At 58.6% G+C, this 22,033-nt stretch carries 14 protein-coding genes and 1 pseudogene; 13 read left to right on the top strand and 2 right to left on the bottom strand.

Translation table 11 applies throughout. The annotated features are described in order from the left end of the window. From fahA to ACW9IB_RS03590, 5 genes are all read left to right on the top strand, one after another. Positions 1–1,299, top strand: a complete 1,299-nt coding sequence (gene fahA, locus ACW9IB_RS03570) for a fumarylacetoacetase (protein WP_457412386.1) — start codon at positions 1–3, stop codon at positions 1,297–1,299. A 13-nt stretch (positions 1,300–1,312) separates the two neighbouring features. Next, positions 1,313–2,389 (top strand): 4-hydroxyphenylpyruvate dioxygenase, encoded by a 1,077-nt coding sequence (gene hppD, locus ACW9IB_RS03575; RefSeq protein WP_457412388.1) that lies wholly within the window; start codon positions 1,313–1,315, stop codon positions 2,387–2,389. Positions 2,390–3,052: 663 nt separating this feature from the next. Then, positions 3,053–3,991, top strand: coding sequence for a LysR family transcriptional regulator (locus tag ACW9IB_RS03580; RefSeq protein WP_457412391.1), 939 nt, complete (start codon positions 3,053–3,055; stop codon positions 3,989–3,991). Between the two features lie 325 nt (positions 3,992–4,316). Beyond that, positions 4,317–4,967, top strand: coding sequence for a hydrolase (locus ACW9IB_RS03585; protein WP_457412429.1), 651 nt, complete (start codon positions 4,317–4,319; stop codon positions 4,965–4,967). 241 nt (positions 4,968–5,208) lie between these two features. Next, positions 5,209–5,568 (top strand): DoxX family protein, encoded by a 360-nt coding sequence (locus ACW9IB_RS03590; protein ID WP_457412430.1) that lies wholly within the window; start codon positions 5,209–5,211, stop codon positions 5,566–5,568. 767 nt (positions 5,569–6,335) lie between these two features. Here the strand turns inward: ACW9IB_RS03590 and ACW9IB_RS03595 are convergent. Then, a complete protein-coding gene (locus tag ACW9IB_RS03595; RefSeq protein WP_457412394.1) occupies positions 6,336–7,730 on the bottom strand; it encodes a heavy metal sensor histidine kinase in 1,395 nt (464 codons plus the stop codon). Next, positions 7,703–8,113: pseudogene (locus tag ACW9IB_RS03600) on the bottom strand (winged helix-turn-helix domain-containing protein); the annotation flags it as partial. The gene ACW9IB_RS03595 and the pseudogene ACW9IB_RS03600, both read right to left, overlap by 28 nt. Before the next feature lie 300 nt (positions 8,114–8,413). Between ACW9IB_RS03600 and ACW9IB_RS03605 the strand changes: the two are divergent. The 8 genes from ACW9IB_RS03605 (at position 8,414) to ACW9IB_RS03640 (ending at position 21,998) form a co-directional block, all read left to right on the top strand. Then, the gene (locus ACW9IB_RS03605; RefSeq protein ID WP_457412396.1) at positions 8,414–9,898 is read left to right on the top strand and encodes a sigma-54 interaction domain-containing protein; all 1,485 of its coding nucleotides are present in this window, start codon (positions 8,414–8,416) and stop codon (positions 9,896–9,898) included. A 166-nt stretch (positions 9,899–10,064) separates the two neighbouring features. Continuing rightward, on the top strand, positions 10,065–10,736 hold the full coding sequence (locus tag ACW9IB_RS03610; protein WP_457412399.1) for a vWA domain-containing protein: 672 nt from the start codon (positions 10,065–10,067) through the stop codon (positions 10,734–10,736). Beyond that, a complete protein-coding gene (locus ACW9IB_RS03615) occupies positions 10,736–11,437 on the top strand; it encodes a PP2C family serine/threonine-protein phosphatase (protein WP_457412401.1) in 702 nt (233 codons plus the stop codon). Before ACW9IB_RS03610 ends, ACW9IB_RS03615 begins: the two co-directional genes overlap by 1 nt. Continuing rightward, positions 11,434–12,828, top strand: coding sequence for a protein kinase domain-containing protein (locus ACW9IB_RS03620; protein ID WP_457412404.1), 1,395 nt, complete (start codon positions 11,434–11,436; stop codon positions 12,826–12,828). Before ACW9IB_RS03615 ends, ACW9IB_RS03620 begins: the two co-directional genes overlap by 4 nt. 6 nt (positions 12,829–12,834) lie before the next feature. After that, the gene (locus ACW9IB_RS03625) at positions 12,835–16,242 is read left to right on the top strand and encodes a DEAD/DEAH box helicase (protein ID WP_457412406.1); all 3,408 of its coding nucleotides are present in this window, start codon (positions 12,835–12,837) and stop codon (positions 16,240–16,242) included. Then, positions 16,226–17,719, top strand: a complete 1,494-nt coding sequence (locus ACW9IB_RS03630; RefSeq protein ID WP_457412409.1) for a hypothetical protein — start codon at positions 16,226–16,228, stop codon at positions 17,717–17,719. The genes ACW9IB_RS03625 and ACW9IB_RS03630 overlap by 17 nt, the downstream gene beginning before the upstream one ends. Continuing rightward, entirely contained in the window at positions 17,719–20,175 is a 2,457-nt protein-coding gene (locus ACW9IB_RS03635) for an AAA family ATPase (protein WP_457412411.1), read from the top strand. The genes ACW9IB_RS03630 and ACW9IB_RS03635 overlap by 1 nt, the downstream gene beginning before the upstream one ends. Further along, positions 20,172–21,998 carry a hypothetical protein gene (locus ACW9IB_RS03640; protein ID WP_457412413.1) on the top strand — a complete coding sequence of 609 codons (1,827 nt, stop codon included), beginning with the start codon at positions 20,172–20,174 and terminating at the stop codon, positions 21,996–21,998. Before ACW9IB_RS03635 ends, ACW9IB_RS03640 begins: the two co-directional genes overlap by 4 nt. The last annotated feature ends 35 nt before the right edge of the window (positions 21,999–22,033 follow it).

Genomic DNA, 22,033 nt, shown 5'->3' on the forward strand with positions numbered 1-22,033 from the left:
ATGTCTGGTAAAACCTCCATCGCGCAGAGCTGGGTCGAATCCGCCAATGCGCACGCCGACTTTCCGCTGCAGAACCTTCCCTACGGCATCTTCAGCGATGCCGATGATCGACGCCGGGCGTGTGTCGCCATCGGTGACTTCATCCTTGACCTGCAGGCACTGAAGGCGACCGGTGTGCTGTCGAGCGAAGCGTGCCGAGCGGTCGAGGCGACCGACGCCGGCCAATTGAATGCGTTCTTCGCGCTCGATCGAAACGTTCGCGTCGCGCTGCGTAGCGAGCTTCAAAGGTTGTTGGCGCAAGGTTCGCAGCAGCGTGGGCGGGTGGAGTCGTGCTTGAAGGCTGCGGCAACCTGCACCTTGCATGTACCGGCGCAGATCAACGACTACACCGACTTCTACGTGGGCGTCGAACACGCGAAAAACGTCGGCAAGCTGTTCCGCCCGGATAATCCGCTGCTGCCCAACTACAAGTACGTGCCCATTGGATATCACGGCCGGGCTTCCACCATCCGCCCCTCTGGCGCGGAGGTTCGTCGGCCCAATGGTCAGACCTTGCCAGCGGGCGAGTCTGCGCCGCGCTTCGGGCCTGTCCAGCGCCTGGATTACGAGCTCGAGATCGGGGTTTGGGTTGGCAAGGGCAACGCCATCGGCGAGCCCGTGCCGATCGCCGATGCGCGCGAGCATATCGCCGGGCTGTGCCTGCTCAACGACTGGTCTGCCCGTGATGTGCAAGCGTGGGAAAACCAGCCGCTGGGGCCGTTCTTGTCGAAAAGCTTCATCACCACTATTTCTCCGTGGGTGGTCACCCTGGAGGCGTTGGAGCCGTTCCGCCGCGCACAACCGGCGCGTCCTGCTGGTGACCCGCAGCCATTGGATTACCTTCACGACACCGCCGACCAGGCGCGGGGAGCGTTTGATATCGAGTTGGAGGTTCTCATTCAAACCGAGCAAATGCGCCGAGAGGTCCTGGCGCCCCAGCGCCTGACGTTGAGCAACACTTTGAGCATGTACTGGACAATGGCGCAGATGCTCACCCATCACACTGTCAACGGCTGCCAGCTGCAAGCCGGTGACCTGCTTGGCTCGGGCACTTTGTCCGGCCCCGTGCCTGGGCAATTCGGCAGTCTGCTCGAGATCACCGAGGGTGGCCGGCAGCCCGTCACGCTGAGCTCGGGCGAACAGCGCATGTTCCTGGAAGACGGCGACGAGATCTTCCTGCGCGCCTGCTGCGTCCGCCCCGGTTTCGCATCAATTGGCTTCGGCGAATGCCGAGGAAAAATCATCAGTGCACACGTTTGACGAGGATACGTATATGGCCGATTTATTTGACAACCCCATGGAGCTGATGGGCTTCGAGTTCATCGAGCTGGCATCGCCACAACCCGGCGTGCTGGAACCTGTACTCAGGTCGATGGGCTTCGAGCACGTGGCCAACCACCGCTCCAAGGATGTGGCGCTGTTCCGTCAGGGTGAAATCAATGCCATCGTGAACAACGAAAAGACCGGCCAGCCTGCGCACTTCGCCGCCGAGCATGGCCCGTCGATCTGCGGCATGGCGTTCCGCACGCGAAATGCGCAGAAAGCCTACGCTCGTGCCTTGGAATTCGGCGCCCAGCCCGTGGAAATCCCGACCGGGCTGATGGAGTTGAAACTGCCGGCGATAAAGGGTATCGGCGGGGCGCCGCTGTACCTCATCGACCGCTTCGAGCCAGGCAACTCCATCTACGACATCGACTTCGTGTTCCTCGAAGGCGTCGAGCGCAACCCGGTCGGTGCGGGCCTCAAGCTCATCGACCACTTGACCCACAACGTCTATCGCGGGCGCATGGCGTATTGGGCGGACTTCTACGAGCGGCTGTTCAACTTCCGTGAGATCCGCTACTTCGACATCAAGGGCGAATACACCGGGCTCACCTCCAAGGCGATGACCGCACCCGATGGCTTAGTGCGTATTCCGCTGAACGAAGAGTCGTCCAAGGGCTCCGGTCAGATCGAAGAGTTCCTGATGCAGTTCAACGGCGAGGGCATCCAGCACGTCGCGTTCCTGACTGACGACCTGCTCAAGACCTGGGACGCTCTGAAGGCCTACGGCACGCAGTTCATGACCGCGCCGCCGCAGACCTACTACGAGATGCTCGAGGGACGCCTGCCCAACCACGGCGAGCCGACCAAGGAGCTGCAAAAGCGTGGCATCCTTCTCGATGGTTCGTCGGAACAAGGCAGCCGCCGCCTGTTGCTGCAGATCTTTTCCGAGACCACCTTGGGGCCGGTGTTCTTCGAGTTCATCCAGCGCAAAGGCGACAGCGGATTTGGCGAGGGCAACTTCAAGGCTCTGTTCGAATCCATTGAGCGGGATCAAGTGCGCCGGGGTGTGATCGGCACACGCTAAGGCGCACGTCGTTCCTGTGTCGTAATGCCCTGATTATTCGTTAGGCAATTTTATTTGCCTTCACGCTAGTCTTGGCGAGGGGCTCGGCTACTCCCTAGTAAGGTGGCAAGGATTGGATTCTAAGACAACGTCTCCAACATAACCCATTTGTTCGATTTGATGAATGATAGGAGATATTCTTTGAGCAATTGTGGGCGAGCACTATGCATCGCTCAGCACCGGCAGAAATAAAGAACGCAAAAGGGGGGAGGTAACTAGAGCAAGTGGATTCAGGGGGGCGGTGCAAACCTTAATCAGTGCCCAGGATTACTGGCAGGTCCATCAACCCTCCATCTAGGAAGTGCTTGGATGGGAAGTCAGCCGTCGCACGGCCACAATCGCAACTGTCTATGCCTGACCTTACATTGTAACTGATTTTTCGACTTTAACATTGGTCCGCATCATCATGGCAAACTGGCTTCAGCCTCCTATATCAGTTAAACGCGGGATTCATAGAGTGCTTACTAAATTTTCACCCTCGTCGTTCCAAATACTTATAAGTGGAGCTTTCTATCTGTAAGTTTCTTGAGCGGATGTGCTCCGTCAGTCCTAAACCTTTCCTTGCTGGAGTAGAATGCTTAGGGACGATTATGTGAAGAATTGTGGGGGCAGTTGACAGGCATCATGAATAGACTTCCCGACTTTGAAGCTTGGGCAATATTTGCGAAGGTTGCTGAGACAGGATCGTTTGCTCGCGCAGCCAGTGAGCTTTCGTTATCGCAGGCGACAGTATCGAAAGCGGTAACTCGCCTGGAAGCGCGCACTAAAACGACGCTTTTTCATCGTACGTCAAGGCGCATATCTTTGACTGAGAGCGGATCAGCCGCTTTAGAAACGGCTGCTCGTATCTTGGAGGAGGGGAATGCCTTGGAAGCGGCGGTGATGGAGAAATCCACGACGTTGCAAGGGCGAATTCGCGTGGCTGCTCCCATGTCATTCGGAATTATGCGGCTGGCTCCCATGCTGCCAGAGTTCATGTCTGCACATCCTGATGTCACGCTTGATGTGCAGTTCAATGATGAAAAAGTAAATCTGATCGACGGTAGATACGACTTGGCAATTCGGATCTCCAGCATGGAAAGCTCCAGCTTGCTAGTGCGGCGCATATGCCAGGTTCGCGTTCTGTTGGTCGGAGCACCTGCATACTTCGAACGATACGGACACCCTCAGCATCCTCAGGATCTGGTCAACCATCGAGCGTTGCAGTACAGCAATTCGCAAGTCGGTGAAAGTTGGCGTTTTCGTCACACTGAGCTCGGTGAGTGCTCTCAGGTCGTGCATGCACAGTTTCATGCCAATAACGCTGAAGCCCTTACTCCGGCGTTGCTTGCCGGGCACGGGCTTGCATTACAAGCAGAGTTCCTGGTTTGGGATCAGTTGCAAACGGGCCAGCTTGAGGTCGCAATGCGGGACTGGCTCGTCGACCCGATTGAGTTGCATATCCTGACGCCCCCTGGACGGAGGCGTCCAGCGCGAGTGCAGGCGCTGATCAACTACTTGGCGACAACCATGGCAAATGAGCCTTGGGTGCACACCCCTGCAAGCCTTGGACCGATCGTGTGAGGCGTGATGTTCCAGTGGTGTGTCTCCTGAGTCAGACCGGACGTTCAGCTGAGCTGCGGTTGTTTATTTGACATAAATCCGAGATGTAAAATATGGAAAGGATAGGATTCTATAATTTCTATTTTCAATCCAGGCGCCCGGTCCTAATCTTTGCTCATCAGAGTTCATTGCCTTCTTCATTAAGGGTTCGTGGACTTTTGATAGTCCGTCTTACGGCCAACTCGAAATAGGCGCAATGCGTCATTGGTTAATTTTTAGGAGATTGAAGATGAAGTTCAGGCATATGCTTGCTGCATTTGTACTAGGCGTTTCCTCTGTATCAGCTATGGCGTCTGGGCCAAGCCCAAAACTGCTGACACCCGAAAACTCGGCTGTCATTTTGATTGACCATCAGCCACAGATGTATTTTGGTGTGGAAAATGAAAGCCGCAAAGAAGTAATGAACAGTGTTGCAGCCTTAGCTGAAACGGCTAAGGCCTTTAATGTTCCGACTGTGCTGACCTCGATCTCGGCCTCCACCTTTGCGGGGCCGCTGGATCCGAACATTACCTCTGTCTTCCCGAATTCTCCGGTTATTGATCGGACCTTCATGAATGCCTGGGAAGATCAAAACCTGGTAAACGCGGTCAAGAAAACCGGTCGTAAAAAGCTGGTAATGGCTGGTTTGTGGACTGAGGTTTGCCTGACCCTTCCTGTGCTGAGTGCTCTGGACGAGGGTTATGAGGTTTACATCGTTGTGGACGCTTCGGGTGGTTCAAGCAAGCAAGCGCATGACGCTGCCGTTCAGCGTATGGTGCAAGCAGGTGCTCAACCTGTGACCTGGATGCAAGTGCTCTACGAATACCAGCGTGACTGGTCGCGCCAAAGCACATATGAGGCGGTAACCAACATCGCTCAGAAACACGGCGGTGCACATGGCCTCGGTATTTTCTATGCCAAGTCCATGTTCCATGCCCAAGAGGGCAAAAAGAAGTAACATCTTTTTCTAGGCTCCCTGGTAAGTTGTATTTTTAAGAAGTCGGAAGTATGCAGTTCTAGCTTTCGACTTCTTATTTTTTTTTTTTTTTTTTTTTGCTTGGTTTGATCTTGATCTACCTCTGAATGTTTTGGAAGGCCAGATTTGAAATTTTGCTTTTCAGTTTTTTATGAGGTTTTAGGGAGGGGTGAAGATATACATGAATGATATGGCTGTATCGATTCTGACAAGTCCGGTCGCAATGATTCTTGCGCGAAGTGTGCTTGCATCATACTTTATTATCGCTGGCGTTATTAGCGTTGTAAACTTTCAGTCTTTTGTTCAAGAGATAGTGAACACCTCACTGCCAGCACCAAGACTGGTTGCCGTGGCAGTCATTTTTATTAAGCTGGGCGGCTCGATTCTGCTAATTTCAAACGCTGGAGGGATGGGATGGTTTGGGGCAGTAATACTGGCGTGTTTTACCTTACTATGCATCCCGTTAGCTCATCCGTTTTGGTGCCTTGAAGAACCAAAGCGGACAACGTCTATGCAGTTCGCACTCGAACACTGCGCGCTTTCCGGCGGGCTCGTGGTCACTGCAATAACGTTAATAAGCTAGTTTTACTTTCTGCTTGTTTGTAACTCCTTGATCCCACCTTCCGGAAAGTGGGGCCCACGCTGACCTAAACCCTATTGCGAAGCCGTAACAGTAGTCAGCACAGCGTCTGGGTGCATGTAGACGGCGCCGTGTATCTATGGGCGCTGGTCAACCGGCCCTGAGTGTGCTCATCGGCGGTTTCGCCGGGTTGGTTCCTGGGCGACCGATGAGCACAAATGACTTAACATGGCCTATGACACCTGGATTTTGTTGGTTTGTCAGGCGGCGTATCTACGGGCGGCGATACCGATGAGTACTGCTTATCTGGTCGGCGGGGTAGACAGCAAACGCTAGCCTTCCCTCTGCACGTCTGAATCTCCCTAGTGGGCACGGGGTTGAGAAACATGTGCTGCACCCCTGCATCTGGGACGCGACGGCCTTATAGCACTGGTTGCGCAATATCTCGGCAGGTCTTTCAGTTCGCGTGGGCCCTTGCGGCGTGTGGCTATGAAATACTCAGTGAGGTCGTGCTTAACCAAGTGCTGATCTCATTTGGCCCGCCCTGGTCGTGATCAATGCTATCCAGGCAGAGGGTGTGTGCTGGTGTGGGGGCAAGGTTTGACAGGATCGAACGGCAATGCGTATCAGCGTGGCCAACCTGGCGACGAGGGAGTTGGACATCGAACTCAGCCTCCAAGAGTTTGATCGTAGCGTCAAAAGGGTACGACTGGATCCGGTGCATTGAGGAGCTCTTGAGCGGCGCAAGCCCGCCTATCGCAGAGTGTTGATCAGCGCCCTGGGAAAAACAAAGAAAAACGAATGGTTCCAGGTTCAGGCTGCTCCACATTCACTTCACCGCCATGCAGTTGCATGATCGCGGTCACGATCGCGAGGCCAAGGCCGTATGAGTCGGAGCTCTGATGGCGGGATGTGTCGCCTCGATAGAAACGGTCGAACAGCTTGCGCAGGGTTTCTTCGGCTAGCACGGGGCCGTGGTTTTCCACATCGATGCGGCAGCCTGCTCCATTCGGCGCCACCCGCATCAGCACTTCACTGCCTTTATCGGCATAGCGAATGGCATTGGCAACCAGATTGCTCAATGCGCGGCGCAGGAGTAAGGGATCGGCGTGGGTCATGCCTTTGCCGACAGCACGAAGCGTGATCTGGCGCTCCTCTGCCAGGCCCTCGAAGTAATCGGAGATGCGCTGTATTTCGTCGTGCAGGGCCAGGTGTTGTCGCTCCACCACCGCTTGCGATTCGTCAGCGCGGGCCAGGAACAAGATGCTCTCGACAATCCGGGAAATGCGCTCCAGCTCGCCCAGGTTTGAAGCCAGCAGCGCCTGGTACTCGTCCGGGGTGCGAGACTGACGCAGAGCCACCTGGAAGTGCCCCATCAGCGAACCGATCGGCGTGCGGATTTCATGGGCCAGGTCGGCGGAAAACTGCACCAGGCGCTGGTAACCGTTGGCGAGGCGATCGAGCATGGCGTTGTAGGCGTCGCTCAGTTGCTGCAACTCGACCGGAGTGTCTGCGCTGTTCATGCGGCTGTCGAGCCGTTGAGGCGTAATGTTGGCCGCGTGGGCCGCCATCTTGCGTAACGGGCGCAGGCCTCGCCGCAGCAATATGTAGCCGAGCAGGGCGGTGGCCAGAAACGCGAGGCTCACCGCCAGGTAGATGCGTTCGCGAAAGGCCTCGAGCATCGCCATTTCCTTGGCCATCAAGTGCGCGGCAGTGAGCTGTACGGTGCGTCCGCCGGACATGGTCTGCACGGTGGCGGCGCGTAGCGGCACACCCGCGTCGGTCATGCTGCTGCGCAAGTCATCCACGCGCAGCTTCGCGTCCGGTTTGATAACGCGCAGCTCCGGCAGCGTCACGTCCAATGGATTGACGTTGATCACGGGCGGCTGGCCAGGCTCGCTGATGACGAAAATGTCGTCTTCGCTGTCGAGCATGTTCTTAAAGATCTCGGGGCTTGCCCGCAGTTTGTCCAGGGCGAGCTCGTAATGCAGGAGCTTGCGAAAGTGCTCCAGGCGGCCCATCACCGCGTGATCGGTGTTCGTCAGCACCGAGGCGCGCATGGAGGCATATAGGTAAAACCCCGCACCGGCTACGGCAAGCATGGCGACCAGCGAGAAGGCCAGCGTCGAACGCAGGGTCAGGGAGGGCTGGCGTCGGGGCCACATGACCGCACCTCGCACACGTAACCGATGCCGCGCACCGTATGGATCAGTTTGACTGGGTAGGGCGAGTCGACCTTGCTGCGCAGGCGTTTGATGGCGACGTCTACCACGTTGGTGTCGCTATCGAAATTCATATCCCAGACCTCTGACGCAATCTGTGCCCGGGACAGCACATCACCCTCTCTGCGCAGGAACAGATGCAACAAGGCGAACTCCTTGTTGGTCAAGACGATCACCTGCTGCTGACGGGTGACCCGACGGCGGACCAGGTCCAGTTCAAGATCGGCAAGGTGGAAGTGATCGATTTCCCGCACCACGCCGCGCCGCAGAATAGTGCGAATGCGCAGCAAGAGTTCGGTAAAGGAAAAGGGTTTGACCAGATAGTCGTGCCGCTGAACCCTCGAAAGATCCGTCGGCCGCGGCTTCTAGCGGTCAGCTCGGAATCTCTTGCAAGGTCCTGGTCGGTGCCAAATCCGCTGCTAACTCACAGGTTGAGAGTGCGTGTAGCCTGCCGCATCAGCCTGATGCTAAATCGAAGTAAATAGGATCACGTGGGTGCCTACTAACGGATAGATGTTAAATGGCCACTTTTTAAGTATAAAGGCATTTGATTTGATATCTGGTAGCGATAGTCCTTGATCGTGATGAGGGCCTTCGTTAGCAAAAGGATTTGTTGGAGCCCTGGGATGGTTGCGGTAAAGCATAAGGTTTTGGTCAGTTGGATCGGCGCTAACGATTTGAAAGCGGTGATCGGCGAGGAGGCGGGGCCTGTCCGTTCGGCCCTCGCTGCTGTCGATTTCGATGGCGTCGAACTCTTGTGTGCGTACCCTGCGGAGCAGGTTGAGCGTTATCTTCGCTGGCTCCGCGAGCAAGTCGATATTCCCGTCACGGCCTATGTCGAGCCGTTATCTTCCCCTGTGCATTTCGGCGAGATTTATCACGCGGCCAATCGGCATCTGCAGCGGTTGGTGGGAGAAGGGGTACAGCTTTCCATCTTGCTGAGCCCCGGAACACCTGCGATGCAGGCGGTGTGGATCCTGTTGGGCAAAACCCGTTACCCCGCAGTGTTCTATCAATCTTCGTTGGAACAAGGTGTCCAGCAGGTTGATATCCCCTTCGAAATCGCTGCCGAGTATATTCCAGCGGCCAGCGCAATCAGCGGCAACCAGTTGGCCAAACTGGCTGAGCAGCAAGTGCCGGTGGATGCCGCGTTTGACAGCATCGTCGCGGAAAGTGGTCGCATGCTGGCCATCAAGGCACAGGCCCACGTGCTTGCTGAGAAAGGCGTGCCGGTCCTTATCTATGGAGAGACGGGTACCGGCAAAGAGTTGTTTGCCCGAGCCATCCACAACGCAGGAACGCGCGCTAGCCAGCCGTTCGTCACTGTCAACTGCGGTGCAATTCCCTCTGAACTGGTTGATTCCGTGCTCTTCGGCCACAAAAAAGGTGCGTTTACCGGCGCGATTGCAGATCGGCTTGGGGTGTTCGAGCAGGCTCATGGCGGGACGCTATTTCTTGATGAGTTCGGTGAACTGACCTTGGCCGTGCAGGTGCGGCTATTGCGTGTACTGCAAGAGGGCACCTTCACGCCGGTCGGTGCCAGTCGTGAAGTGCAGGTGAATGTGCGCCTGATCACCGCCACTCACCGCAATCTGATGGCAGACGTCGCACAGGGCAGTTTCCGTGAGGACCTGTTTTATCGCATCGCTGTAGGTGTCCTGCATCTGCCGGCGCTGCGCGAGCGCGAGGGTGACCTGCGGCTCTTGACCGACGCGCTGCTGGCCGGTATCGGCATCCAAGATTCCAGCCTGAAGGACAAAAAGGTTTCGCTGGAGGCCAGGGAACTCATCCAACGGCACCCGTGGCGCGGCAACGTTAGGGAGTTACACGCCACCTTGCTGCGCGCTGCGCTCTGGTGCCAGGACTCGCTGATTACCCGGGGCGATATTGACCAGGCGTTGTTCAAACTGCCGGCGCAGGACAACGACCTGATGGCGATGGATGTGTCCCAAGGGGTGGACATCAACCACATCATTTCCAAAGTCGTGAGCCACTACGTGCGTGGCGCATTGGCCGCAACGGGCCAGAACAAAACCAGAGCCGCCTTGCTCCTGGGGCTCAAGAGCCAGCAGACCCTGAGCAAGTGGATCGAAAAGCACTGTGTCGAATAACAAGCGAGGGTAAGAAAAATTACTTTGAAGTAATGAATATTATTTTTTGTCGGGCGTTATTGATTCTTGTATTTCGTAATTTATTGTTTTTAAACAAATAAATTATTCTGGCACGAAGCTCGCTATAACCAGGACGTCACTTACTGATTACCAAGGAACCGTTGAAATGTCAGAGCTCAAGAAATTCCAGATCCAAGCTGCGCGCCCTTTGCCTGTGATTGTGCTGGCGGACACCAGTGGCAGCATGTCGGAGGGCGGCAAGATCGAGGCGTTGAACAGCGCGCTCCAGGACATGATCGCCACCTTTGCCCATGAAAGCCGCCTGCGCGCTGAAATCCAGGTGAGCGTGATCACCTTTGGCGGTCGCAGCGCAGAGTTGAACCTGCCCTTGACCCCGGCCCATCAAATCCAAAGTTTCAGCCATCTCACGGCGGATGGCGCCACGCCGTTGGGCGGCGCATTGCGCCTGGCCAGCCAACTGATCGAAGACAAAGACATCGTACCGTCCCGCGCCTACAAACCGGTGATTGTGTTGGTCTCCGATGGTTACCCCAATGACGAGTGGGAGACACCTTTTGCGCGATTGCAAAATGGTGAGCGCTCCTCCAAGGCCACGCGCTTCGCCATGGGCATCGGTGCCGATGCAGATGTGAGCATGCTGGCCGACTTCGCCAATGATCCGGAAGCGCCGCTGTTTCAAGCCTCCGAGGCACGGGATATTCATCGCTTCTTCCGTGCCGTGACCATGAGCGTCAGCGCCCGTAGCCAGTCGTCGACCCCCAATCAAACGCTCCCGTTGGAGCTGCCGCCTGCCGACGATCAAGACTGGGAATTCTGATGCGCCTGGCAGCGTCGGGTGCCAGGGTCATCGGGCCGGGGCACCTGCAGGACGGCGTGGTCAACCAGGATGCCATGGGGGTCTATGGCGTGAGTCAGGGATGGTGCATCGCGGTCTGCGACGGCCTGGGTAGCCGGCGCCTGAGCCACATCGGCTCCAGCAAGGCGGTACGCCTGGTCAAGCAACATGCCAGGCAGGCCTTCGCCGTGTCTGCACAAACACTGGGCCAGGCTATTCGCTTGTCCTGGCTTGAGCATTTCGGCACCCGCTATCGCGATTACGAAACCACCTGTCTGTGGGCCCGGGTCGATGCCCGCGGCCGCGGGCAGGCCGGGCAGATAGGGGATGGGCTGCTGCTGCTCAAGAGCCGAGGTGCCTTCCGGGTGGTCAGCGCGGCGCGCCAGGGGTTCGGCAACCAGACCGACACCCTGGCCCAGGCAGGCGAGGGGCTGTGGCAGACCTGCGAATTCGAACTGGTACTCCCCGGCGATGGCGTGCTGCTGATGACGGACGGCATCAGTGACGATCTGATCCCCGAGCAGTTGGAACCTTTTTTCGATGTGGTTTACCGCCGCCTTGCCCGCAGCAACAGACGCCGCATGCGTACCTGGCTGGAGCGAGAAATGCACGCCTGGTCCACGCCACTTCACGGTGATGACAAGAGCATCGCCGGTATCTTTCGAACGGATCACAAACAATGACCGCTACCCAGCGCAGTACCAAGCATGTCCTGGATGAAAAGGGCACTCGCTACGACTTGTTGAGCGAGATGAGCCGTGGCGGGCAAGGTGTGGTGTATCGCACACAATTGCCCACTGTCCTGGTCAAGGGCTTTATCCATACTGACCTCGATGCCAAGCAACGCTGGCATCGTCATATGGCATGGTTGATCCGACAGGACCTCAGCGACCTGAAACTGGCGCGACCGCTGGCACTGCTCAAGCCGCCGCGCTTTGGCTATGTCATGGAGCTGATGGACGGGCTGGTTCCATTGCAAAGCCTGTTGGACAGTTTTGTCGCCGCCGAGGACGATGCCGCCAGTGATTACCTGGCCCAGGGCGGCCTGCGTCGGCGGGTGCGTATTCTGTGCCAGTTGGCCAGGACCTTGAACCAGCTGCATGGGCGCGGCATGCTCTACGGAGACCTGTCCCCGGCCAATATTTTTGTGTCGGATGATCCCGGGTTTGCCGAAACCTGGCTGATCGACTGCGACAACATCAGCCCGCAGGCCCACAGCGGCCTGACCCTTCACACCCCCGACTATGGCGCGCCGGAAGTTGTACGCGGCGAGGCCATGCTGTCGAGCCTGACGGACTGCTGGAGCTTTGCCGTCATCGCCTATCGCGTGTTGACCCACAACCATCCCTTTAAGGGCGAACTGGTCGAACTGGGTGAGCCGGAGGAAGAGGACGCGGCATTGCGGGGGGAACATCCATGGATCAATGATTCGGATAACCCCGACAATGTCTGCTTTGCCAACTTGCCGTTGCAATTGGCCGAACACAGCCGCTTGCCCGCGCTGTTCAGACGCTGCTTCGAGCAGGGCAAGCACGATGCAATCGCCCGCCCGGGTATCGCCGAATGGTTGGAAGCCCTGGTGGAGATCGACGAACGCATGGTTGAGTGCGCCGAATGCACCGCCACCTCGTTGATGCCGGGCACTGGCGTTGACCCTGCGCACATGGCCTGCTTTTTTTGCGATGCACCGGTCGACGCCAACCTGGTGGTGTTCGAGGAGTTCATCTGCCTGTCGCCGGAAGAAAGGGACGCCGAACTGCCTGACCACCGCATCGCCACCGGCCGCCGTATGTACCTGCAACCGGGGGCAAACCAAGAGCTCAAGCGGTTGTTGCCCTCGTTCAGTTATGACCGTTGGCCCACCGACCATGTACGCCTCGAATACACCGGCAAGGGCCTGGAGATCCACCAGTTGCCAGACGGCGAGCTGTACCTGCAAGGCGAGGGTGATCCCAAGCAACTGGGGAAATTCCAGGGGCTCAAGGCGGCACGTCGTGGCCAGTATGACCAGCCGTACCAGTTGCATATCGGCCCTCCCGGGGAAACCCATGTCGTCTGGCAATTCCGGTGGTGATGAACGATGAACATTCAAGAATTCCCATTGTTTTGCGCGGATGTGTTGAGCCTCTCGACGACTGAGGAAACCCAGTCTTTGCGCGTGAACGAAGCGATCACCGTTCAGCGCTACCAGGATGATTGGCTGGTGGTGCAGGGAGACGAACGTATCGTGGTGACCTGCAATCCGTCGCAAAGCACTTTGTTCGGCCCTTTGGCGTCACGGGACCAGGTGCGCTGGATGCTGGCAGCGTGCAAAAAAAACCAATTGCAGGTGCAGTACTGCGCACCTGCCGATGTATCGGCCATGAACCTGGAGTTCAGGGTCGACGGGCTGATTGCCGACAGCCTGTATACCCATCAGGAAATCGGCCAGAACGATGTCGAACAGGCCTGTCAGTGGATGCAGGAGCAGTTTGTCGTCAAAGGTGCGCTCGAAGGTGATTGGCTGGCCCTTTCGCGCTTCAACAACACCGCAGCCAAGGGCAGCTTCCAGGTGTTGGGCATAGGGTGGCGCGCTGATATCGAGCGCACCGCCGACGGTGCGCTGCTGGTAAAACGCGTGGCTCGCCATGTGCGGCGCAGCGATTCGTTTTCGTTACTGGTGGGTGACTTTGCCTTTCGGGATGCGTCGGTCGCGGCGCAGCTCAATAGCCCCGCCCAGCAAGTGTTGCTCAACGCTATGCTGCGCGACAATGCGGGCTACCTGGAATTGTGGAACCTGTACAACGACAAGGAGTGGCAACGCGCGCTGCAACAGGCCCAGACCCTCAAGGCGTTGCGGTTCGTGCGCTATGAAAGTTTCCAGAACGGCCGAGAAAACGCCTGGCGCTTGTGGCCCAAGTCCCCAGAGGCTTACCAACTGTTCTGCGAGCGTCACAAGGGCCTGGACTTGTCCCGCGATACCCAGTTCGACCTGGGAGACGCGCCGCCGGACTGGTCGGAAGAATTGAGCAATGAAGCGCCGTCCGCCTCGTTTGCCCCGACACCCCGTGGGCGGATCCGCTTTGAAGCACAGTGTCTGGTGTTCACGCCGGTGTCGACCCATAACGACGTTAAACCCAAGAGCCCCGATGGCTGGCTGTACCTGTCCGTTGCCGGTAACCGCACAGTTGGCAAACGACGCCTTATCGCCAAGCAGTCCATTGATTCCGGCAGGCGCCTGCCGTCACTCAGGTGGTTGCTCGAAGGTTTGGCCATACCGGCGGAGCGGCGCCGCACGCTCAAGGGCCTAACAGCCTACGCCAAGGAGTCGTTTAAAGGTGGTCAACCCACCGACAAACAGATCGATGCGTTGGACAAGGCACTCAATACGCCGGAACTGGCGATCATCATCGGCCCTCCCGGTACCGGCAAAACCCAGGTGATCGCGGCCTTGCAGCGCAGGCTGGCGGAAGAAACGCGCGAGCAGAACATTGCCGGGCAGGTGCTGATCAGCAGCTATCAGCATGATGCCGTGGACAACGCCCTGGAGCGCAGCGACGTGTTCAAGTTGCCGGCCACACGCATCGGCGGCAGGCGTCGAGATGTTGAAGAAGACAATCGCATCGATCCCTGGCTTGAACGCCAAGTCGAGCATGTCCAGGGCAAAATTGCCCAGGAGTACGAACGCTATCCGGAATTGGAGCCCGTCAGCCGCTTGTCACAGGCCTTGTTGATGACCCGTGTCTCAAGCCTTTCACCAGCAGAACGGGCCGATGCATTCAAGGGCATGTTGGCGACGGCCCGTTCAATGGCGCAACACGGCCTGCTCCTGCCTGCGCGGCTGGAACAGGCGTTGCAGGACTATATCGATCAGATCAACCCTTTGCCTCCCGGAAGCGGCACCGACGCAGTCGACAGCGCAACCCTGCGCCGCATTCGCGCCCTGCGGGTTAAGCCTGGCGCCTTCAGTGATGACGGTGCCGACCGTGCGTGGGACTTGCTCAGTTGGTTGAAGCGCCACGATGTAGCGCTCGGTGAGGGAATGCGCGAGTTGCTGGAGCAAGCCGCCGATTGCCGGCAGGCCTCGCAGGATTTATTGCAGCGCCTGGTCGAGGGCAAGAACCGCTTGTTGGATCGCTTCCTGCCGGATTACCGACCTGCGCAACTCAAGCACCAACTCGATGCCCTGGGCGTCAGCTTGATCGACCAATTGGAACAGCATCTGCAAGACAAGATTTCCCAGCGCAAGCTGGGGGTGGCCTGGGTACTGGAGCAACTGGCTGGCAGTTTGGAAATGGACCGTGCCGCCGCCATGGCGGCGGCCCAGGAATACTCCATGGTGGTGGGCGCCACCTGCCAGCAGGCGGCCGGTCGCCAGATGGCCAGCCTCAAGGCCGTGTCAGACCTGGACAGCATGGACATCGAGTTCGACACCGTCATCGTTGATGAGGCCGCGCGTGCCAACCCGTTGGACCTGTTCGTGCCCATGGCCATGGCCAAGCGGCGCATCGTGCTGGTCGGCGATGACCGCCAGTTGCCGCACATGCTAGAGCCAGAAGTCGAGAGCCAGTTGCAGGAGGAGCATGCACTCACCGCGTTGCAGCTGGAGGCCTTGCGCTCGAGTCTTTTCCAGAGGATGCGCCTGATGTTGCAGGACCTGGAGAAAAAAGACGGCATTCGCCGCGTGGTGATGCTCGACACACAGTTTCGCATGCACCGCGTGCTGGGGGATTTTGTCAGTGCACAGTTTTATGAAAAAGTCGGGTTAGAGGCGGTCAAGACCACGCGCAAGGATGATGAGTTTGCGTTTGCGCCGGATTTTATCCGGGCCTTGAGCAACGACAGTGGGCATTACGAAAACAAGGTCTGCCAGTGGATCGATGTGCCGGCCAGCGCGGGCCTTGCGCAACGTCTCGGAGGGACTAGCCCCATGCGCGAAGCCGAAGCCGAGCGGGTCGTGGAAGAGGTTAAGCGTTTGATGATCGCGGGCGGTGAAGCCCTCTCCGTGGGGGTGATCACGTTTTATGCCGCACAGCGTGACCTGATCATGGAAAAACTGACCCAGGTGCAGATCGATGGTGTGCCCTTGATGGAACGCAAGAGCACCGGCATCGAGCCCCATGAGCAATTCAAGTGGGCGAAAAAAGTCCGCAGTGATGGGTCTGAGTACTCAGAAGAGCGGCTACGGGTTGGTTCGGTGGATGCCTTCCAGGGCAAGGAGTTTGATGTGGTGCTGTTGTCCTGTGTACGCACCGGCCCGCAAGGTCGGCGCGGGCCGGCCGGGCGTGCCGAAGATAGCCCGGAGAAGTCCCGGGAGACCCTGCTCAATGAGCGATACGGCTTCCTGCGGTTACCCAACCGGATGAACGTGGCCATGAGTCGCCAGCGCCAGATGCTGATCTGCGTCGGCGATGCGGCGCTGGCGACCCATGTCGATGCAGAGGAAGCCGTGCCTGCCCTGGTGGCACTGCACCAACTCTGTGGAGGTGCGCATGGCAGCCTTCGGTGAATCGGGAACCTACCTCAAGTTCGGCGAAAGGCCCCATGGCAGCGCTCGCGCCGTGTTGTGGCCGGTGTGGGTGCATCGGGTGCTGTACCCCGAAGTCACGCGTGCACGGTTGAACCTGTTTCAACGTGCCGTATTGGGCCTGATCAGGGCCCAAGTGGTGCGGGCAGAGGCGATTGCCGAGCTGACCAACCTGCATGAAGACCTGGTCAAGCTGATCCTCGCTCAAGCTGTCAGCAATGGCTGGCTGGTGACCCGTGCGGATGCCGTTACCCCTAAGGGCTTGCGCATGCTGCTGGACGAGGAGGAGGCCAGTGCCAATCTCAAATCCGGGTACCTCTTCCAGGACGCGCTCGGCGGTGAGCTATGGCCGCGCTTCGAGGCACAGCTCAAGGACATCGTCCCGATCGAAACACGTGGACAGTTCCCGGTCTTTGCCCTGAACAGGAAAACCGGTCAAACGACTGCACCTTTTCTGCTTCTGCCCAACCAGCGTGTGCAGCCGGCCTGCAGCACGCCAGCGTTGATGAAAGCCTATCGGGATTATCGCGAGGACTACCGGGCAACGCTGCAGCTGTATGGCAAGGCCGACCTGCCCGAGCAGATCAAGCTGCAAGGGGTGGAGCGCCAGGACGCCCAGGCCCGGCTCGCTCATGTACTGGTGTGGATTACGCCAGACCCGGATGGTGGGCAGTTGTGGGCAATCAGGGACCCGTTCGACCTGCGTGACCAGGCCTGGTGGATGGACAGCCGCTTGTTGCCGTTGGTGAAGGCAAACCAGGGGCTGCTCAAGTACCTGTCCAGCCTGGTGGAGGCAGCTCGCGGCGACGAGCAGAGCGTCGAACAGTGGCTGGCCGATCTGCAAAAGCAGGCGGATCTTCGGGTGTTAACCGAGTTTCCCTGGGTCGAGCGCCAGACGGATATCAAGCGTTACCTGGCAGCGCTGCTGTCCCGCCAGGAAAAACTGGCCCAGGGCGATACCGCCGAAAATGAGCTTGAAGCAGCCATGACCGAGTGCCAGAAACTGTTGGAGGTGGTGATGCAATGGCTGATCGGCACGTTCCCGGTCGATCCTGCCCTGATGCCCAGGGGAGAGCAGCGTGCTGACTATCGCGTCACTCGCCAAATCCTGACGTCGTTTCGGTTGCCCGCGTTCAACGCCGAGGTCGTTGGGCAATTGGCCCGGCAAAAATTGGATCAGGTCATCTCGGCGTGCTCCAGCCCCAGCAGCTCCCTCAAGGCACTGCTCTTTGCCGCCGGTTGGGGCGCCAGCAGCCATGCCGGGCATCCCTTCAAGACGCTGACCGAAGAGCAGCTGCAACTGGAACAGCTCCTGACGCTGGCCACCCTGCGTAACCAGGGCAGCCACGCCCACAGCAAATTTACCGGCAAGAAAGTCACCCCCGTGACCGTGCCGATGGCGCAGCAACATATTCAATACGCCCTGGACTTTACCGAACGTTTCAAGGAATGGATGTAATGGCCAAAAATAATCGCAACGTCCCTTACAGCGCCCCAATAGGCGGCGTATCCGCACCTGCCAAGACTGCCAATCGCGTGCAATTGGAGAAGCAGGTGCCAATGTGGAGCGCCTCCTTCGGGAGTGCCTCCAAGCTGTATTCCGGTGTGTCCCTGGCCCCTGATTTTTCGGTGGATGAAGCCTTCTTGAGCAAGCTGGTCGCCCACATCAGCGATGACGACAGCAAGGCGTTTTCGACCTGGATCGAGCGCTTCGCCCAGTTCTGCAAGGACCTGGGCAAGCGCGCAGATACACTGCTCGAAGAGTATGAGGAGCGCTGGGAACTGACCAACCAGGCCGGCCGGGAATGTGATGCGCGGATGCAACAGCTGGATGAACGCCAGGCCGTCCTTGAGGTACAGCATGAGGCCCAGGCTCTTCGCCAGGCCGAGTTTGAACGCGTGCGGCAGCGACAGGCGCAAGCCGATGGCGAATTGGCGCAGCGCGAGCGTGAGGTCAAGCTGCGTGAGGTCAATGCCGAGGCCGGGTTTGCCGAGCAGAACCGCCAGGCGCTGGTGGTCCTCGAAGAGCGCCAGCGCATGTTGGGCGAACAGCATGACAGCGAAATTGGGCTGCTTCAGGAAGAAAAACAGGCCCTGAACCAGGAATTGCGCCAGCTCGCCAGGCAGCTCGCCGATGTGAAATTCCGTTGCACTGAAGCCGAGGCTGCCCGTGCCGATGTGTTGGATACCCGTGAAGATGCGCTTGCACAACGCGAGCAGCAGGTGGAGGACCGCACGCGCCGCCTGGACCGGGAGTGGGCCGCCGTCAAGGAGGCCAAGGCGACCCAGCAGGATCAGGTTGCGCGCGAGATGGAGCAGGAGCGCAACGGCTTCGCACGCGAGGTGGAACGCGTGGAAACGCGCGAGCGCAAGGCCTGGGCAATGGTGGATAAGAGTGCAAACGAGCTGTCCGAGTTGCAGTTGTTGAAAGCTCAGTTGGGGGATCAGTCGGCGACGGTCCTGCTCGACGAACTGAGTGCACTGCGTGAAGACAACAGGGCGCTGCTTACCCGGCTGGAACAATCCGATATCGCAGAGCTGCAGGGCGAAAACGATAAGCTTCGCCAGCAGGTGGCGGACCTGGGCATGCAGGTTGCCGACATCATGCCCAAATACGAGAAGGCCAATCGCGAAGTTGGCATGACGCGTGTCGCGGCCACTGACCTTGAATGGAGCGAGCGAAAAAGACGCGTGCTGGAGACTCATGCAACCGTCCTGGACGCCAGGATCAATGACCTGGCCACCACCGTTGAGCAACTGACCAACGCACAGAAAACCCAGACGCCATTCCCTGCCATGTCCTTGATGGACACTCACAAGGACTACCGTGCTGGCGCTGAGTTGGAGGAGGTGCAGGACCTCGGGCCGTTCGCGGTTGAATTGCAGCACCGCATCGCCACTGCAGAAGCCTCGGTCAAACTGTTCTATCCCATTGAAGACATCCGGGTGTTGTTGGGCGGCTTGGCCATGAGCCAGCTTCATGTGTTCCAGGGCATTAGCGGCACAGGCAAGACTAGCTTGGCCAAGGCGTTCGCCAAGGCCATGGGCGGCTTCTGCACGGATATCGCCGTACAAGCGGGTTGGCGTGACCGGGATGACCTGCTGGGCCATTACAACGCCTTTGAGCGGCGTTTCTATGAGAAGGATTGTCTGCAAGCCTTGTACAAGGCGCAGACCCCTCGCTGGGACGACGCCTGCAACGTGGTGCTGTTGGACGAGATGAACCTGTCCAGACCCGAGCAGTATTTCTCCGAGTTCCTTTCGGCGCTGGAGAAGAATGATCCAAGGGAGCGCCTGATCAGCCTGTCGGAAGTCGCGCTGTCGGGTGCGCCGCTCAACCTCAAGAACGGCCGGGAAATACTGGTGCCGAATAACGTCTGGTTCATCGGTACCGCCAACCATGATGAATCCACCAGCGAGTTGGCCGACAAGACCTACGACCGTGCCCACGTGATGACCCTGCCCAAGCAGGATGCGGGGTTTGTCATCCAGCCTTACGAGAAGAAGCGGTACTCATTCTTTTCGTTGCAAAAAGCCTTCAATCGGGCGTGCTTGCTCCATGAGATGCCTGTAAAGGACCTGCTCGGTAGGCTGACCCGCGATGAATTTACCCAGCAACTGGCCAGCCATTTTGACCTAGGTTGGGGCAACCGCTTTGAGAAACAGGCACTGCGGTTTATTCCGGTCATGCTGGAGACCGGAGCGAGTGAGGGGCAGGCCCTCGACCATCTGCTGTCCACCCGTGTGATGCGCAAGGGCAAGGTGACTGGGCGCTATGACGTTGGCACCACAGATGTAACGGAGTTGATGAGCGCGCTTGAAAGCTTCTGGATCAAGGCGAACCTCAAGGGCGACCCGGTCAAATCCCTGGACCTGCTGACGGCGGACATCAAACGCCGGGAAGGGCATCGTTGAACTGGTTTGACCGACTGCTGGGCGAGCCCGTGGCCACGCTGCCCGGGCTGGTCGAGCCCGGGCGCTTCTGCTGGGCCGGCAAATCCGGCGTGACGATCAACGGCCACACCCTACTGCGGCAAGACATCCTGGTGCCCGATGGCAGCGACCGCTGCCTGCTGGACGAAGCGCTGCATGGGTTCGTGCCGTCGAACGCCCTGCTGTCTCCTCAGGCCGAGCTGTTTGCCAGTGCGCTTGAGTTCCTAGATGCAGAGTTTTCGCGGCAGGCAACCTTGAGGTCGCCGTTGATGCCGGCCGAGGTGATCAATGAGCAAAGCCATCTGTTGCCGTTCGAGGTGTCGCTGCTGGACGTGATCAGCAAGGGCCACTTGCACCAGGTATCACTGCGCCCGCGCCTGGATCTTCACTACGAAGATGAGGTCACGGATGTAGCCCGAGCCAAGCGCATGGCCAAAGGCGCGCTGGTGCACCTGGCGTCTCACTCGGAGTGCTGGCAGCGGCAGACCTTGAGCGGTGTCATCCCAAGGAAAGTGTTGGCGCGTTTCAGCGAGGACGACTACAACACTTACGAAAACCGTGTGTATGCGCGCCTGCTGGACCGTATCGAGCGGCATCTGTGGCGACGCATCGCGACCTTGGAGCAGATCCAGGGCACCCTGAGCAAGGCGCTGGAATTCTATGGGGCCGATGGCCTTGATCATCGCCTGGCCATTGCCATTTGCGCACTCTGGGGGCAAACCTTCAGTAACCAGGAAATGACCAGCGAAGCTTCACATTTACTGGGTGAAACCCTGCGGCAATTGAAGGCGGCCTCCAAGGCGATAGCCGGGTTGAAACAGACTGGGTTGTATCCGCTGGTGCCTCGGTCGGCGCAAGCCAGCGGTGGCCTGCACTTGACCAATATCCTCAGTCACGACGCGCACTATCGTCATGTGGCGGTCTTGTGGGAGGAACTACGCAAGGTACAGGGGCGTGCAGGCAAGCCGCCCCAGGAGCGCCTTCAGCAAAATCGCCAGTTGGCGAGTGCTTACTCACGCTATGCGGGGCTAATGTTGCGCCACGCCCTGGCCCCTTACCTGGATGGCAAGGATGAGGCGCAATGGGCGGGACGAACCCTGAGCCTTCGCAGTTCAGGCCTGGAGTGGGAACTGGTGAGTTCCATCCTGGGTACGGACGCCAAGGTGTTGCTGACGGTGGTGCCCTGGTTCAGCTTTACCGAGCGCCCGGACCATACTCCTGGCCTGCCCAAGAGGGTCATTGCCTGGCCCGCATTGGGGCAGGTGAACAACGAGGCGGCGCTGGAGGCGGGTTGGATAGCGCTTTCGCCCTTTGATCTCTACGGCGTGGAGCGCTTTGGCCATCTGGTTGATGCGATTCTCTGGCAGCCGCTGCTGCAGGCCTATGGCACGCCGATTACCAAGGTGCCGGGCACCGTGATGCGCGGGGCGGGGGGGGCGATGAGCGCCATCAGCCTGGAGACGGGGTCGGCCCAGATGGTGCTTCGCGAGGTCTTGTCGGAAAAACACCTGGCTCAGTTGCAACAGGCACTGACCGCTGCGAACGCCGGTCAGCAGGCCGAGGCCCTGGGGCTGCGTCAGCAGGAACTCGTGGCGCTGCAGGCCTGCCCGGTCTGCGGGTCGTCCGTGCGGCTGGTATTCCAGCAGCCGGCCGGCTTCAAGGCCAACTGTGGCGACTGTGCAACCGAGCGCTACCTGCGCCACCAGGCAAGCCGGTGGGTGTATGAGCAGAAACTCAACGCAGAGATAGATTTCCGCAAGGTCGGGCGCCGGGCGACACACATCCAGGGGCCACGGCGCCCTTGACTTCATTTTGCTCTTCATACGTATAAGGCAATTCA

It is taken from the genome of Pseudomonas sp. SDO524_S393 (assembly GCF_054071875.1).